Source organism: Micromonospora sp. NPDC005686 (genome assembly GCF_042871665.1).
In the GTDB taxonomy this organism is placed as follows: domain Bacteria; phylum Actinomycetota; class Actinomycetes; order Mycobacteriales; family Micromonosporaceae; genus Micromonospora.
Window position 1 is genome coordinate 1 of sequence record NZ_JBIAIY010000007.1, and the last position, 13,843, is coordinate 13,843.

A 13,843-nucleotide genomic window follows, 5' to 3' on the forward strand; every position below is an offset into this window, starting at 1 on the left:
GCATGACCCGCCGCATCACCCGCGGCCAACCCGCACGCCGCCAAGCCCGCCGCACCTTCACCTGGACCTGATCAACCCGATCTCAAACACGCTCTGAGTCGTTCGCGGGGCACTGCGAGAACCTTCCGTCGACGGGTCACGCCGCCCCGCCCGATCACGGCGGGACGACGGACACGATCGACGCTCATCTCTGCCTGAAGGTCAAGTCGTCAGATCACCCGCTGGTCCTGCGGACGAACTTCCACCGCCAGTCGAGGCGGTGGCGGCCGAGCACGGCCGGACGACCGGTCGGCCATCGCGTCAGCGCCGAGCTCGGCATTAATGCGCCGCCCGTGATCCACGATCAAACGCGCCAGGCGAAGACGTGCACGAGGGGTCAAAGCGGCGTTAGCGTGGGACACGAAGGCCTCCTGGTTGCCGGAGCGGTTCCTACACAGCTCCACTCCACAACCGGAGGCCTTCGTCATCACGTCTATCTACGCCGTGTCGTCACACGACCTCAACCAGCCTGCCTGGGCAGTACACCCAGACGGTGGGCCGGACCGGTCGGTTCGGCCCACGTCTCTTGCCGTTACAGGCGGGCGCTCAGGAAGCCACGACGACCCAAAACGGTCCGGCCGTTGGACATCGGGTCGGCAACTGGGCACCCTCTGGGGCTGCTGCCTCCACTGATCCTCCTCGCAAAGAGACCTTGTCGCCGGTCTTGAGCGACTGGGGCTGACTCAGTGAGGAGGTAGGAAAGATCGGCACGTAGACCGTGCCTGATGTGGAATCGGTGACGCTCAGGCACTCATCTCTTTTCGAGACGGTGCCCTCCAGTAGCGCGCTGTCGCCGACGCCTGGCTCCTCGTCTCGATATTGGGCAAATGTCGCCGAGTTGGCGTCAAAGGCATCGTCGGGCGAACGGGAGCAGCCGTTCATGCAAGCCATGATCAGGCAGGCTGCGAGCAGGGGACGCAGAACAGCACGATTCATCCGTCACCAACTCTGCTAGTAGTAGAGGGTTGTGCCTGACGGGATTCGGTAGATCTTGGAGTATACGCTCCACCCGCTACCCCCGCCCTTATGGATCCCGATCGCGTTACTTCCGTTCACCCACGGCCCGCCGCTGTCGCCTCCGGCCTGGTCGGCGCTCACCCTGACGAAGACCGAATTGCATGTCGTGCCGGGGCAGGCGCCGGACCAGGTCGGCTTGTAGGCGATCGAGGTGATCGTGCCGCACTTCCAACCGGTCGTCTTGCCCCGATGACATGCCGTAATGCCTTCCGGCACGTCTTGCGGTCCCCCGACGATCGTCGGACTTGATGAGGATGACCCGTAGAACGTGTTGGAGATGGAGTTCCCGGTGCCGACGGCGACGCTGTAGAACGCGATGTCCGCGTTGGCGCCGTAGTTCTGGGCCTGTCTGGTGCTGGTTTCCCAGACGCCGGTGCCTGCGGTGTTGGGGTAGATGTTCTGCGTCTGACCACAGTGGGCGGCGGAGAAGTATCCGATGGCGGAACCGTTCTTCGCGGAGAAGCCTGCGGTACAGCTGGTCAGCGCTACCCCGCCCCGGACCGTCAGCGCAGAGTCACCGCCGGCGTCCTGCAGGTGCTTGAGCACGACCTCGGGAAAACCGGTACGGTCCTTCACCGCCTGAGCTACTGACCCACTGCCGCTGTCTGTGGTTTCGATGACCAGTGCTCCGTCTGCCGTCCGGACGTACATGCCCTGCACCCCCGGGGAAACCTGGCGTACTGCAGCCTCGACCTGTGCCGTCAGCTCGGGTCGCCTGCTGCTGATCGGTGTTCCATCGACCACCGAGACGGTGGTCAGGCTGGACAGCCGCAGTTCGGCGAAGGCGGATGCGACATCTTTCCGCACGGTGCGCACCCGCAGTATCTGGCCACCGGAGTCCTGCTCGATCCAGACGTCGGCGTCGACCCCGAGTGTGACGCCGGTGCGGGAGATTAACTCCACGACGTTCTTCTGGTCATGGATTGCGTCAGTGGCCTTGTCGATGCCCACGTTGTTGAGCCGCGCATAGTCCTCGGTGGCGGCAGTGGTCGCATCGGCTGGAGCGGAAGAGGCCACAGCCTGCGCTGTCGGCGTTGCGGCTAGGGCGAGCAGAGTCGCCGCCGAGAGCGCGGCAGCCTTGTGAGCTGTGCGACGTCGCACCGGTCCTCCCAGGTAGCGTGATCGATGGTTCACGGAAGGTAGCAAGAGTCGTTCACCGCCACAAGACTTCGGAGAACGACAGACGTCGTTGCCTTTACCCATTCTCAACAGCCTCGTGGCCTGCCCTGACTCGCGGTGGCGGCGGGCCTCCGTCATTGTCCACTGGGGAACACGGCTGCCGGCCTCGGTCCAGGCTCGCAGCCGTACGACATTCTCTGCTTCCGCATGAGTTTGGGTGCCAACGTGCCAACGCCGCCGATCCTGTGCGCCAACCTGGCACTCCTCGGCCGTCCTCGGAAACACGACGAGGATGAGGCCGGACCGAACGGCGCAGACGTCTTCACCCTCGAAGCGACGCGGGACCGGGTCGGCGAACTTCACGACGTCGTCACGGCCAGCCTTGAGTGCAAATCCTGGATCGGACCTCGCGCTGCTCCGCGCCGCCGAGAATCTCTATCGGGCTTGAACAGCAGTTCCGATGGCATCGACACCGCCGTCGACATACACCTATTCGAACGGGCGCTACCGAACCACGACAATGCGACGGTGGCGCCGACGGCGGCGCAACTGCGATACAGCCTTCTTGCCTCTGCTTCAATCGCACGTGAGTAATTGCTGATCGAACCGCTGGTTGCCGGGAGGACCTTCTCGATTTTGGAACGCGCGAGTCAGGCCTTCGGGTGGTGGTGGGGGTCGAAGTTCCAGTTCCAGTGGAGGCGGTGGCGGCCGAAGGGGCTGCGGTCGCCTTTGTAGGCGGCGGGTAGGAGTTTGATGTCGGCGACGAGGCGGATGATCTCTCGTTTGACGGGGGTGTTGCCGTCGAGTTCTTGCCATGCCTGTACGGCGTGGTCGCCGATGCGTCCGCGCAGCACGGCGGGGATGCCGGCGTCGGCGGCGCGTTGTTCGTGCTCGGCGATCTGGGCGAGGAGGCCTTTCTCGGCGCGGGCGTAGGCGATGGCGGTGACGTCGCCGTCTTCGGCGAGGCGGCGCCAGTCCTCGAGTTCTCCGCGCAGGCGTTGGGCTTCGGCGCGGGCGTGGGTGACGTCTTCGTCGCTGCCGGCGGCGGCGGTGAGGATGTCGTGGACGTCGGGGCGGGACAGCCACGCCACTACGGCGCGCTGCACGTACTCGTCGAGGATCGGTGCTTTCACTCCGACGTGCCGCTTGTGCAGGCAGGAGTACACCTGCCCGGTCCAGCCGTGCCGGTTCTGCCGCTGCGAGGACAGCGGCCCGTCGCACACGCCGCACCGTACGATGTAGGACAGCAGGTGCACCGCCCGGCCCGGACGCGTCGTGGTGCGAGCGGGGTCGCCGAGCATGCGCACCACCGCCCAGTAGGTCTCCTCGCTCACCAGGGCGGGCCAGATCCCGTCGCCGACGATCTCCCCGCGCAGGACCCGCTTACCGATGTAGGCCGGGTTCATCACCTGCTTGCGCAGGATCCCCCGCCGCCAGACCCCGCCCTGGGAGGCGGGGATCCCGAGCCGGTTCAACTCGGCTTCCCGCGCCGTCAACGGCATCCCGGCGGCGATGAGCCGGAAGTTGTCCCGCACTACCTGAGCGTGGGAATACTCCGTCACCGTCCCGTCGGCGGCCACGGCGGTGCGGATCTCGTCGTCGGGCTCCTGACGCAGCAGCGCTCGGGTGCGCTGGTCGTAGATCCGCCGATACCCGTAGGTGATCTTTCCGTGCGGGCGACCCGCTTCGGCGGCGCCGACGATGCCGCGCAGCACGTTGTCGCGGATCGCCTCGGCCATCCACTCGGCCTGCACCGCCTGGAAACCGAGCATCATCCGGTCGTTCTTGTCCCGCAGGTCATACAACACCCCACCGACCAGCCAGAAGTACAGGCCGACCTCGTGACACATGTCCCGGATCTTCACGAACACGGCCAAGTCGCGTTCCTTGCGGGAGATTTCCCAGACCACCAGCACATCGCCCTTGCCCGCGCGGATCTGCTCGATCAGCAACTCGAACTGCTCACGCTCCTTGGTAGCGCGCCGGCTAGCCGAGCGGTGGTTGTCCGTGAACGACCCCGCGTCCGTCCACGACCGCTTCGTGATCTCCGCCAGGTTGAGCACACCCTGGTCGTGGACGCTCTTGCCCTGCTCCTTCTTGTCCTGACTCGCGCGCTGATACCGCAACGCCCGCACCTCTACGCCACCGGCCAGCAGCGCGTCCTTGCTCTCGAACCGGCCCCGATTTCCGGACCGGGTCTTCCGCCGTACCATCAGAACCGTCCCCCTAGATCGACGTCCGTGTCGGCAACATCGACCCTAGCTTCTAACGATTCTTGACAGTCCCCGGGGAGCAGCCGAGTTCCCGCGCCGTCTCCTCGACCGACAGGTCGCAGAAGTAGCGCAGCACCAGGACGGCTCGCCGTCGTGGTGGCAGCTCGGCCAGCAGAGCGAGGAGGCTGAGACGTTCGACGCTGTCCTCCGACACGGCGTGGACTCCGGTGTCCGGCACCTCCGCCCAGGAGCGCTCCCGCCGCCAGGGTCGGCGACGCTCGTCCAACCACAGGCGAAGCAGCGTCCGCCGGACGTAGGCGTCGGGATTGTCCATCGCAGAGATCCGGCGCCAGTGCCGGAGCAGTCGGAGCAACGCGGCCGACACCAGGTCGTCGGCGGTGTGCCAGTCCCCGCAGAGCAGGTACGCGGTACGCCGCAGCGGCTCCATGCGCGCCACGACATATGCGCGGTAACCCTCAATGTCCACCGGCAACCCGGCCACCTCCTCGCTTCCCCTTCAAACGGAGGAAGCGACCGGGCGGGTTGCCCGGATCAGCGGGGAACCGTGACCCGCCCGCCGACCGCCGCGGCGGCGATGTCGGTGCGATGGTGGGAACCGGCCAGCTCGACGTCGCGTACCAGGGCGTAGGCGGCGTCGCGCGCGGCGGCCAGGTCCGGCCCGGTCGCCGTACCGCAGAGGACCCGGCCACCGGCGGAGCGCAACGTGCCGTCGGCGTCCCGGCGGGTGCCGGCGTGGATGATCCCGGCGCGGTCCGCGCCGGTGATCGCGTCACCGGTACGCGGGCCCGCCGGGTAGCCCTCGGCCGCCACCACGACGGTGACCGCCGCGCCGTCGCGCCAGCGCAGCGGCGGGTGCGCGCCCAGCGTGCCGGTGGCGGCGGCGTGCAGCAGCCCGGCCAGCGGCGTCTCCAGCAGGGCGAGCACGACCTGCGTCTCCGGGTCGCCGAAGCGCGCGTTGAACTCGATCACCCGAGGGCCGGAGGGGGTGATCGCCAGGCCCACGTAGAGCAGGCCGGCGAACGGGGTGCCCCGGCGGCGCAGCTCCGCCAGCGTCGGGTGCACCACGTCGCGCATCACGTCGTCGACCAGGCCGGGCGGAGTCCAGGGCAGCGGCGCGTACGCGCCCATGCCGCCGGTGTTCGGCCCGGTGTCGCCGTCGCCGACCCGCTTGAAGTCCTGCGCGGGCAGCAGCGGCACGGCCGCCTCACCGTCGGTGACCACGAACAGGGAGACCTCGGGACCGGACAGGTACTCCTCGATCACCACCCGGCCACACTCCGCGGCGTGCCGCTCGGCGGCGGCCCGGTCGTCGGTGACCACCACGCCCTTGCCGGCGGCGAGCCCGTCGTCCTTCACCACGTACGGTGCGCCGAACTCGTCCAGCGCGTGCGCAACCGCAGCCGCGTCCTCGCAGGTGTACGCGCGCGCGGTCGGCACACCCGCAGCCGTCATCACGTCCTTGGCGAACGTCTTCGAGCCCTCCAGCCGGGCCGCCTCCGCGCTCGGGCCGAACACCGCGATGCCCTTGGCGCGTACCGCGTCGGCGACGCCCGCCACCAGCGGCGCCTCCGGCCCGATGACCACCAGGTCGGCCGCGACCTCGACGGCGAGGGCCGCGACGGCCGCCGGGTCGTTGGGTGTCACCTCCCGCAGCGACGCCACAGCAGCGATCCCCGGATTCCCCGGCGCCGCGACGAGCGCCTCGACGGCCGGATCCCCGGCCAGCCCGAGCGCGAGAGCGTGCTCCCGCCCACCACCACCCACAAGAAGTACGCGCACGACCGGCATCCTACTGACCACCCCACCCCACCCCGTCGATCATGAAGTTGACGGCAGGATGTGAGATCGACATCGCCGTCAACTTCATGGTCAACGCCTGGCCCTCGCGGCCAGCGCGGCGCGGACGACCTGGGGGATGTAGTCGGGGCGGAGGGTGTCGGGCCAGGTGAATCGCAGGACGGTCCAGCCGGCGTTGGTCAGGCGGTTCTGCCGCTGCCGGTCGTCGAAGAGCGCGCCGGGCGTGGAGTGCGGATCCCTGCCGTCCGCCTCGGCGATCACCCGGCCGGCCCGCCAGCCCATGTCACCGATGCCGAGCAGGTAACCGTCGGCGTCACGCACCTCGACCTGGAGTGCGTCCGGCGGAACGCCGCCGTCGACGCACCGCAGCCGGGTACGCGTCTCCAGCGGCGACTGGGCGGCGCCGTTCGCCTCGGCGAGGTGGCGACGCGCGTCCACCACGCCCCGCCGGCCCGCGATCAGCGCGGGAATGGCACCGAACTCCTCCTCCGTGATCCTTCCCTGGTTGAGCGCCGAGTCGAGCAGGGCAACCGCGAAGTAGCGGCGCACCCGGAGGACGAGTTCCGCGAGCGTGTGCGGGGGAGCCGTCACCGGAATGCCGTCGACGGTCGTCAGCGCCTGCTCGGGATGCTCGAACTGGTGCAACGTCACGGCGGGATCCTTGACGCGGGCCGGCCGGGCCGCGCGCCCCGGGACCGCGACGTGAATCGCGCCCGTTCCAGGCAGCCCTGCGATCCCGTGCAGCTCGGCGGCCGTGCCGAGAACGGCGTGCGCCTCCGGACCGAGCGACAGGACCGCCGCCCGGATCTGACGACGCCGCTCCGGTCCGTCGGGCCCGGCGCGCTCGACGGCGTAGGTCGCGCGAGCCAGCCGCCGCCACCGACGCGAGGTCAGGAGGTTGTCGATCTCGTGCCGGCTGTAGCCCGCCCGGAGCGCCTGCGCACGGGTGACGACGCCACCCTGGTCACTCGCAATCTGCCGGATCACCCAAGCCCGTTCCACCCACCGAGCGTCCCCGCGAACCCCACCCGCGCGAAGCCCTTGTGGACGACCCACCCCACCCTGTGGATAACAACCCGCCGCCTCCCCTCGCCCCTCCCGCCTTGCGCGGTTGATCATGAAGTTGGCGGCGATGTGGATCTACAAAACGACCGCTAACTTCATGATCAACTGAGCGGAGGCGGGTGGGGGTGGGGGTGGGGGTGGGGGTGGGGGGTTAGGGGAGGAGGGGGTGGCGGAGGACGTTTTCCTCTCGGCCTGGGCCTACGCCTACCACGCTCACGCGGGTGCCGGTGAGCTCCTCGATTCTTGCGATGTAGCGCCTCGCGTTCTCGGGGAGTTCGTCCTCGGTCCGCGCCTTGGTGATGTCCTCCCACCAGCCGTCGAGCTCTTCGTAGATCGGCTTGGCGTGGTGGAAGTCGGTCTGCGTCATCGGCATGTCGTCGAAGCGCTCGCCGTTGATCTCGTACCCGACGCAGATCGGCACCTTGGCCAGGCCGGTCAGCACGTCCAGCTTGGTGACCACCAGGTCGGTGACGCCGTTGAGGCGGCACCCGTACCGGGCCACCACGGCGTCGAACCAGCCGCACCGGCGCTCCCGGCCGGTGGTGGTGCCGTACTCGTGGCCGACCTTGCGCAGGTGCTGCCCGTTGTCGTCGAACAGCTCGGTCGGGAACGGGCCGGAACCCACGCGCGTCGTGTACGCCTTGCTCACCGCGATGACCTTGGTGATCGCGGTCGGCGGGATGCCCGCTCCCACGCACGCCCCACCGGCCGTCGGGTTCGACGAGGTGACGAACGGGTAGGTGCCGTGGTCCATGTCGAGCATGGTGGCCTGGGCGCCCTCCAGCAGCACGGTCTCGCCGCGGTCGAGCGCGTCCCAGAGCATCACCCGGGTCTCGGCGATGTACGGGCGCAGCCGCTCGGCGTACTGGAGGTACTCCTCGACGGTCTCCTCGACGTCCATCGCCTTACGGTTGTAGATCTTGAACAGGAGCTGGTTCTTCTCGCGGAGCGCCAGCTCCAGCTTCTTGCGCAGGATGCCCGGATCGAGCAGGTCCTGGAGCCGGATGCCCATCCGGGCGACCTTGTCACCGTAGGCGGGACCGATGCCCCGACCGGTGGTGCCGATGCGGGAGCTGCCCAGGTAGCGCTCGACCACCCGGTCCAGCGCCCGGTGGTGCGGCATGATCAGGTGCGCGTCGCCGGAGATGCGCAGGCGGGACACGTCCACACCCCGCTCGGCGAGCCCGTCGATCTCCTGGAGCAACACCTTCGGGTCGACCACCACGCCGTTGCCGATCACGATCATCGCGCTCGGTGACAGCGCACCGGACGGCATGAGGTGCAGCGCGTACTTCTGGCCGTCCGGCGTGATCACCGTGTGGCCCGCGTTGTTGCCGCCGGAGTAGCGCACGACGTAGTCGACCCGCTCCCCCAGCAGGTCGGTAACCTTGCCCTTGCCCTCGTCGCCCCATTGGGCGCCGAGCAGCACGATCGCTGGCATCTTCTCGCCTCCAGAAGGCTCGGGTGCCAGGTGGCTACCGGTCAGCGAGCCCGGGGTGTCAGGCTAACAAGTAGTGACGGTGGGACCAGCAGGGGTTGGTCAAGAAGCAGGAGGCTCCTTCGTGTACGACGTGGTGCTGCTCACCCTCGGCTCGGAGCGGGACGCTCCCGGTGGTGGCTGCGGCAGCGGCGGCGCCTGCTGCGGCGGCACGGACGGCACCGCCGCCGGGAGCGGCGAGGAGCGCTGCGAGACGCCGCGCGTGCCGGTGCTGGCCTGCGTGGACGAGCTGACCGCCCGGGGCGCCCGGGTGACCACCGTGACCGCCCGGTCGGACAAGGAAATCGACGAGGTGCTGGCCCGGCTCGACGGCCCGCCGCGCGCCGACGGCCTCACCTGGCCGGATTCCGACGGCAAGACCCGGCTGATCGTCGCCACTGCGAGTGACGGTCAGTTGCGCGCCGTCCTGCGCCGGCTGGTCCGCCGGTACGCTCCACCGCCGAGCCGCCGCCCCGCGGACCTGGCCGACAACCGTACGGTGCCCGACCTGCCCCCGGTCGGCGTACTCCCGCTCGATCCGGCCCGGTCCGGGACGGCGCGGGACTTGGCCGCGCAGCTCGGGCTGCCCCGCGATCCGGCGGGCGTGGCCGCCGCGGTGCTGGACGGCACCGCCCGGCGGCTGGACCTGCTGCGCAACGACGGCGGCTCGGTGACGCTGGACGGCGCGCTGCTCGGCGCCGCCGACGACGCGGGCCGGCCGCTGCACTGGCGGGCCCGGGTCGAGGTCGACGGCACGGTGCTCAGCGACGGCTCCGAGCCGATCACCGCGTGCGCGATCGGCAACGCGGGCGGGTACGCGCGCCTGGGCGAGGTGGATCTGCTGGCCGACCCGGATCCGGCCGACGGACGGGTGACGGTGGGGGTCGCCGTGCCCGTGGTGACCCGGTCGGCGTTGGGCCGGAAGAAGGTCCGGCTGGAGGTACGCCGGGCGCGGGGACGCGCGGTGGCGGTGGTTCCCCGCGACGAGAAGGTGCCCTTCCTCGACGACGGCGTCGAGGGCGAGCTGAGCCGCAAGCGCTCCTGGTGGACCGAGCCGGGCGCCTGGGCGGTCTGGACGGGCTGACCTCGGTCGATCCCCACCCGGCTCGCGCCGCTGGCCGAACCGCCTATCCTCGGCGGAAGGAATGGGGGAGGAACCGTGGTGCACGAGAACGACGACCGGGCCCACGTACCGGGCCGACCGCAGGTGCCGCAGCGGGACGTCGAGCCGCTCTGGCCGCCGGAGGAGAGCGACGCGGCGGTGGCCGCGATCCCGCCGTGGGCGTCGGTGCCCTGGCCGCTCCCGCCGGCCGACACTCCCACGCCGGCGGCGGACGTCCCGGTGCCACAGGCGCCCGCTGTCGACCTGGAGCGGCCGTTCACACTCGACCAGGCGGCTTCCGGCCCGGCACCGGCCCAGCCGGAACCGGCGACGTCCGGCTCGCCGGCCACGACGCCGGTGAGCCCGCCTTCGCCGGCGCCGCAGGCGACGCACGCCCCGGCGGCCGTGCCTGCCTCGGAGACGACGCCGGTCCCGGAGGCCACGCCCGTCCCGGGGACCGGTGGCGAGGGCACCGGGAACGGGCGGGCCACCTCCCCGTGGGCACAGCCGCCGCAGCGGACCGCGCCGGAGAGCGCCACCACGCCTGATCCCGCTCCCGCCGACGGCACGGCCACGTGGTCCGGCGCGGCGGAGGACGACGGCACCGCCTCCGGCCGGGCCACGGTCACCGCCTCACCGCCACCCGACGCCCTCCAGGCCGAGGGCACCGCCTCCGGCCGCGCCACGGTCGCCGGGCCACCGCCACCCGACGCCCTCCCCGAAGACGGCATCGCCTTCGGCCGCGCCACGGTTGCCGGGGCAACGCTCCCGCAGCCGGAATCCGGTGCGGGGCCGGCCGGGCCGGGCGATCCCACCCCGGAGCCGCCCCGCCTCGGACCGTTCCCGCCGTCGCCGGGCGTGCCGGCGCAGCCGTCCCCCTACGGCAACGGGTACCCGCAGCCCGGGTACCCGCCGCAGCCCGGTCAGGCCGGCTGGTACCCGCCGCCCGGCTGGACGCCCCAGGCCGGCCCGCCCCAGCCGGGCGGTCCGGTGCCACCGCAGGCGCCGGTGTCCGGTCCCGTCGCGCCCCCTCCACCGCATGCCCCGCCGGAGCAGGGCTGGACGCCGCAGCAGGCGGTGCCGCCGACCGCCGAGGACTTCGCCCGCCGCCGTCAGGCCCGGCCGGTCGACCCGGTGGCCACCATGGGCGTACGCGCGGTGGTCAACAAGATCGGGCTGGTCCGGCTCGCACCCGGCCGGCACGAGCAGGAGGTGCGGCGCGACATCGAGATGGTCCGCCGCAACTTCGGCGGGCTGCGCCAGGTGACAGTGGTCAACCCGAAGGGCGGCGCCGGCAAGACGGTCGCCATCCTGCTGCTCGCCATGACGTTCGGCCAGAGGCGCGGCGGGTACGTGCTGGCCTGGGACAACAACGAGACCCAGGGCACCCTCGGCATGCGGGCCCAGCAGGACTTCCACGCCCGTACGGTGCGGGACATGCTGCGCGACCTGGCCCAGTTCCAGGGTCCGCACGGCCGGGTCGGTGACCTGTCGCAGTACGTCCGCTCGCAGGGCGAGGGCATGTTCGACGTGCTGGCCTCCGACGAGTCCGCGACCGGCGGCGAGATGCTCACCGCCGCCGCGTTCGCGGAGATCCGTGAGGTGGTCAGCCGGTTCTACAAGCTGATCTTCGTGGACACCGGGAACAACGTCCGGGCGCAGAACTGGCAGGCCGCGATGGACGCCACCGACCAGCTCGTGGTGACCATGTCGGCGCGTAACGACTCGGCCGAGACCGCCGCCCGGATGCTCGACCACCTGGAGCAGAGCGGCCGGCAACGGCTGGTCCGGCAGGCGGTCACGGTGGTGTCGATGCCGCCGTCGCGTAAGGAGATCGACCTGCCCGCGATCCAGGCCCACTTCGCGGCGCGGACCCGGGCGGTGCTGCTGGCGCCGTACGAGCGGCTCATCGACACCGGCGAGCCGCTGCGGTACGGGCAGCTCTCCTCCGCCACCCGCGACGCCTGGCTGAAGATCGCCGCTTCCGTGGCGGAGGGACTGTAGGACGGGCGCGACGGCCGGCGCCCGGGTCGGGGCCGGCCGTCGCGGCGGTGGTCACTCGCCGGACAGGGCGTCCCCGGCAACCGGGTCGCAGTCCCGGAGGAACTGGGCGCAGCGGGCCGCCTCGTCCGCCTCGCCGATCTCCCCCGCGGCACGGGACAGCACGTAGAGGCAGCGGAGGAAGCCCTGGTTGGGCTCGTGCGGCCAGGGCACCGGGCCGTGGCCCTTCCAGCCGCTGCGGCGCAACTGGTCCAGGCCCCGGTGGTAGCCGGTGCGGGCGTACGCGTACGCGGTGACGACCTGATCCGCGGCGAGCGCGCGGCTGGCCAGCGCGGCCCAGGCCGCGCTGTAGGTCGGGAAGCGGGCCGCGACCTCGGCGTACGCCTCGTCGGTGCCCTGCTCGGCCGCCGCCGCGAGCGCGGCGTCGGCCTCCTCGTGGGCCGGGAGCAGGGTGGCCGGTGGCTCAGGTAACAGGTTATGCATCGCCCCATTCAACCCGCTTCGCCCCCGGGTACGCGAGAGGGCCCGCCCGTACGGTTGGCTGAACGGCTGAGGGTTTCGTCACGCCTGCGGCGGGAGCACACGTACCCGCGGCCCATGCCGCCGCAGTGGTTCTTGCACTACAAATACAGATCCGGAGCCTCCCCAGGACCCGGTTACGCAGGAGCCCGGCGGCGTGCCCGCCGGGCTCCTGTCGTTCCCGTCCCGGTTTCGGCACTTGCCGTGCGGGGGCAGGATGACGGGGTGCCGACCCCACCACCCGCGGACGTCATCGAGCCGCACGCCCCCCACGTCAACGAGATCGAGACCCGCACCGCGTTCGAGCAGCGGCTGGCCGGGGGGACCCTGGCCGGGCTGACCGTGCAGGGCCTGCGCCTCGACCTCGACCCGGTCCCCGACATGCGCGACGTCGACGTCACCGGCACGCTCTTCGTGGGCTGCCGCTTCGCCGGCCGCGAGGTGGGCGCGGACCTGGTCCGCCGGGGCGCCAACGTGGTCCCGCCGTTCTCCGGGCTGCCCTACCCGACCCAGCCGTCGCACCTCTACACCGCCGACGAGCTGGCCGCCGGGTTCGCCGAGGGCGGGTTCGCCGGGATGTACGACACCCGGGTGTACGCGCACTTCCGGGCGCACGGCGGCGCGCTGCCGGACGTACGCGAGGCGCTCGGCCAGCGGCTGCACGACCACGGCGTGGACAACGCGCTGGCCGACGCCACCCGGTCGTGGCTGGCCGCGCACGGGCCGCAGTCGGTGGTGGGGGTGATGGGCGGGCACGCGGTGCCGCGCGGCAGCGTCGCGTACCGGATGGCCGCGGTGCTGGGCTGGGAGCTGGCGCGGGCCGACCGCCTGGTGGTCACCGGCGGCGGTCCGGGCGTGATGGAGGCGGCGAACCTCGGCGCGTTCCTCGCGGCCTGGCCGGCCGAGGAGCTGACCGCCGCGATCGACGTGCTCGCCGTCGCGCCGGACTTCACCGACCACGACCGGTACACGGCGGCGGCGCTGGCGGTGCGCGAGCGGTACGCGGACGGCCCGTCGCTGCCCTCGCCCCGCCCGGCGGCACCCGGCACCGAGTGGGCCCGCTCCGGCGGGCTGGCGATCCCCACCTGGCTGTACGGCCACGAGCCGGCGAACCTGTTCGCGGGCCGGATCGCGAAGTACTTCTCCAACGCCATCCGGGAGGACACGATCCTGCGGCTGGCCCGGGGCGGGATCGTGTTCGCGCCCGGCAAGGCCGGCACCGTGCAGGAGGTGTTCCAGGCGGCCACCAAGACGTTCTACGGCACCGACGGAGCGAGCGGGGCGTACATCTTCCTGGACCGCACGTACTGGACCACCGAGCTGCCGGTGGAGTCGCTGCTGCGGCCGCTGTTCGCCGCGTCGCCGTTCGGCGACCTGTCGCACACCATCCACCTGACCGACGACGTACGCGAGGCCGTCCGGGTGCTGGTGCGGTGAAAGGAAGGGGCCCTTGTTGACACGGCGCGTCAACAA

The 13,843-nt window shown here is 71.2% G+C and carries 11 protein-coding genes and 1 pseudogene; 4 read left to right on the top strand and 8 right to left on the bottom strand.

Annotated features, from left to right (window positions below):
• Positions 1 to 236 precede the first annotated feature (236 nt).
• Together ACFYON_RS17165 and ACFYON_RS17170 are read right to left on the bottom strand one after the other, a co-directional pair.
• Positions 237 to 401, bottom strand: a pseudogene (locus tag ACFYON_RS17165) (IS481 family transposase); the annotation flags it as partial.
• Positions 402 to 990: 589 nt separating this feature from the next.
• Positions 991 to 2,157: a S1 family peptidase gene (locus tag ACFYON_RS17170; protein ID WP_357468606.1), complete on the bottom strand. Its 1,167-nt coding sequence runs from the start codon at positions 2,155 to 2,157 to the stop codon at positions 991 to 993.
• A gap of 243 nt (positions 2,158 to 2,400) precedes the next feature.
• Between ACFYON_RS17170 and ACFYON_RS17175 the strand changes: the two genes are divergently transcribed.
• Positions 2,401 to 2,769, top strand: a complete 369-nt coding sequence (locus ACFYON_RS17175; protein WP_216931375.1) for a hypothetical protein — start codon at positions 2,401 to 2,403, stop codon at positions 2,767 to 2,769.
• 56 nt (positions 2,770 to 2,825) lie between these two features.
• On the opposite strand, the gene ACFYON_RS17180 is transcribed toward ACFYON_RS17175, so the two are convergent.
• The 5 genes from ACFYON_RS17180 to ACFYON_RS17200 all read right to left on the bottom strand — a co-directional run bounded on the left by ACFYON_RS17180 (position 2,826) and on the right by ACFYON_RS17200 (position 8,712).
• Positions 2,826 to 4,310, bottom strand: a complete 1,485-nt coding sequence (locus ACFYON_RS17180) for a recombinase family protein (RefSeq protein WP_387189445.1) — start codon at positions 4,308 to 4,310, stop codon at positions 2,826 to 2,828.
• A 130-nt stretch (positions 4,311 to 4,440) separates the two neighbouring features.
• Positions 4,441 to 4,890 (bottom strand): SigE family RNA polymerase sigma factor, encoded by a 450-nt coding sequence (locus ACFYON_RS17185; RefSeq protein ID WP_387189447.1) that lies wholly within the window; start codon positions 4,888 to 4,890, stop codon positions 4,441 to 4,443.
• Between the two features lie 50 nt (positions 4,891 to 4,940).
• Positions 4,941 to 6,188 (bottom strand): phosphoribosylamine--glycine ligase, encoded by a 1,248-nt coding sequence (purD, locus tag ACFYON_RS17190; protein WP_355093827.1) that lies wholly within the window; start codon positions 6,186 to 6,188, stop codon positions 4,941 to 4,943.
• A gap of 90 nt (positions 6,189 to 6,278) precedes the next feature.
• The gene (locus ACFYON_RS17195) at positions 6,279 to 7,193 is read right to left on the bottom strand and encodes a type IV toxin-antitoxin system AbiEi family antitoxin domain-containing protein (protein ID WP_354866168.1); all 915 of its coding nucleotides are present in this window, start codon (positions 7,191 to 7,193) and stop codon (positions 6,279 to 6,281) included.
• A gap of 229 nt (positions 7,194 to 7,422) precedes the next feature.
• On the bottom strand, positions 7,423 to 8,712 hold the full coding sequence (locus tag ACFYON_RS17200) for an adenylosuccinate synthase (RefSeq protein WP_354866170.1): 1,290 nt from the start codon (positions 8,710 to 8,712) through the stop codon (positions 7,423 to 7,425).
• A 121-nt stretch (positions 8,713 to 8,833) separates the two neighbouring features.
• Between ACFYON_RS17200 and ACFYON_RS17205 the strand changes: the two genes are divergently transcribed.
• Positions 8,834 to 9,832: a diacylglycerol kinase family protein gene (locus tag ACFYON_RS17205; RefSeq protein WP_354866172.1), complete on the top strand. Its 999-nt coding sequence runs from the start codon at positions 8,834 to 8,836 to the stop codon at positions 9,830 to 9,832.
• A 75-nt stretch (positions 9,833 to 9,907) separates the two neighbouring features.
• Positions 9,908 to 11,854 (top strand): chromosome partitioning protein, encoded by a 1,947-nt coding sequence (locus ACFYON_RS17210; protein WP_387189450.1) that lies wholly within the window; start codon positions 9,908 to 9,910, stop codon positions 11,852 to 11,854.
• A 51-nt stretch (positions 11,855 to 11,905) separates the two neighbouring features.
• On the opposite strand, the gene ACFYON_RS17215 is transcribed toward ACFYON_RS17210, so the two are convergent.
• On the bottom strand, positions 11,906 to 12,334 hold the full coding sequence (locus tag ACFYON_RS17215; RefSeq protein ID WP_354866176.1) for a DUF3151 domain-containing protein: 429 nt from the start codon (positions 12,332 to 12,334) through the stop codon (positions 11,906 to 11,908).
• A 261-nt stretch (positions 12,335 to 12,595) separates the two neighbouring features.
• Here ACFYON_RS17215 and ACFYON_RS17220 point away from each other — a divergent pair, with 261 nt between their 5' ends.
• Positions 12,596 to 13,807, top strand: a complete 1,212-nt coding sequence (locus ACFYON_RS17220) for a hypothetical protein (RefSeq protein ID WP_354866178.1) — start codon at positions 12,596 to 12,598, stop codon at positions 13,805 to 13,807.
• The last annotated feature ends 36 nt before the right edge of the window (positions 13,808 to 13,843 follow it).